The following is a 1275-nucleotide window of genomic DNA, read 5'->3' as shown; positions in this document are numbered from 1 at the left end:
ATGACGACGTACCGCAATTGCTCGACGTGGAAGAACAGTAGGTCAGCGTAGAAGTCCTCGCCCCCGACGTCGAAGTGCACTTGTCTTCCCACGAAAGCGAATCCCGGGCCGAGCTCGCGCAGCGTATCGACGATCCGGTCGGTCAGGGACTCCTCGAGCTCACGCTCGGCGACCTCGCCGGACAGGTCCAGAAAATCAAGGATCAGCGGGTCCTTGGCGATCTGCTGGGCAAGCTCGGAATCTTGCGCAACAAGCTGTTGCGCAAAATTCGACGGAGCCGCCCCGCGGCGTTCGAGGGCGCTGCTGGCGATCATGTTGGCCAGCACGTTGCGCGACCAGCCGTGCTCGACGGCCGCGGCTGCGTACTTGTCTCGATCGTCCTGAGCGCTGAGCTTGTCCAGCAGGACAGTCACGTGCCCCCAGGGCAAGTACGCAACAGGCTGTTGCGCGATTGGTCCGGCAGTCCAGGCGCCGGCGAAGGTCGCCATGTACTGCAGGTTTCGGGCAGAAAAGCCCTTCATTTGGGGAAACTCGGCCCGAAGATCCTCGGCGAGCCTGCGAATCACACCGCTACCCCACCCCTGCCGGGCGCTCTCCTCGCGCACAGCCTGTCCGATGGACCAGTACAGCTCGATCAGCTGGGTGTTGACCCTTCGCTGCGCGGTGACCTGTGCTCGTCGGACCCTGTCCTTGAGATCCTCGACGAGGCGCCCATAGTTGGATGGCAGGTCCAGGTCCCGGGAGGTCACCCGTCCATCCTGACAGGTTTACCCCGGCACGCTGGATAGCAACCGGCTGCAGATGTGCCAGGCCCGTCAATGGCGACTCGCCGGGGCCGGGCCCTCAAAGTTTAATCCCTGCCGGCGGGAAGAGCCTTCACCGCCTCACTCAGGGCCAAGCCGAGACCAGCTCCGATGAGGCCGGCGCCGATGGCGCCTCCGGCGACCATGGGCAGGACCGCCGACGACGCCAGGACGGCGACTCCGGACAGTCCCAGGCCTGTCACGCCGGAGGCGATGCCGACGAACGTCCCCGGACGGCCAATGTGATGTCCGCGACCGGCGGGCACGGCGACCATCACGGTCACCGCGATCGCGCAGTACGCGCACACGCTCAGAGTGAGCGCGAGCATTGTTGCATCCACAATCTTCTCCGTTCAGTCGTTGGTACGTGGAATTGTCCACCCGGCTCATGTCGCCGCCGGTGTGCTCGCCGCCGGACGCCGGGCGCCTTAGCAGCGGTCAGCGCTCGATCCTCGACATGGGCGCGGGCGTC

At 65.5% G+C, this 1275-nt stretch carries 2 protein-coding genes; both read right to left on the bottom strand.

All coding sequences use genetic code 11. The annotated features are described in order from the left end of the window. Positions 1-749 (bottom strand): PDDEXK nuclease domain-containing protein (locus HMPREF3086_RS05190; protein WP_070720529.1); only part of this gene is annotated, 749 nt, incomplete at its 3' end. A 101-nt stretch (positions 750-850) separates the two neighbouring features. Next, a complete protein-coding gene (locus HMPREF3086_RS05185; protein ID WP_061230199.1) occupies positions 851-1132 on the bottom strand; it encodes a hypothetical protein in 282 nt (93 codons plus the stop codon). Between the last annotated feature and the right edge of the window lie 143 nt (positions 1133-1275).

The sequence above is a fragment of the Dietzia sp. HMSC21D01 genome (assembly GCF_001815995.1).
GTDB lineage: Bacteria > Actinomycetota > Actinomycetes > Mycobacteriales > Mycobacteriaceae > Dietzia > Dietzia cinnamea.
Note: the sequence above shows the minus strand (reverse complement) of the source record. Positions and strands in the feature narration are given on the sequence as shown.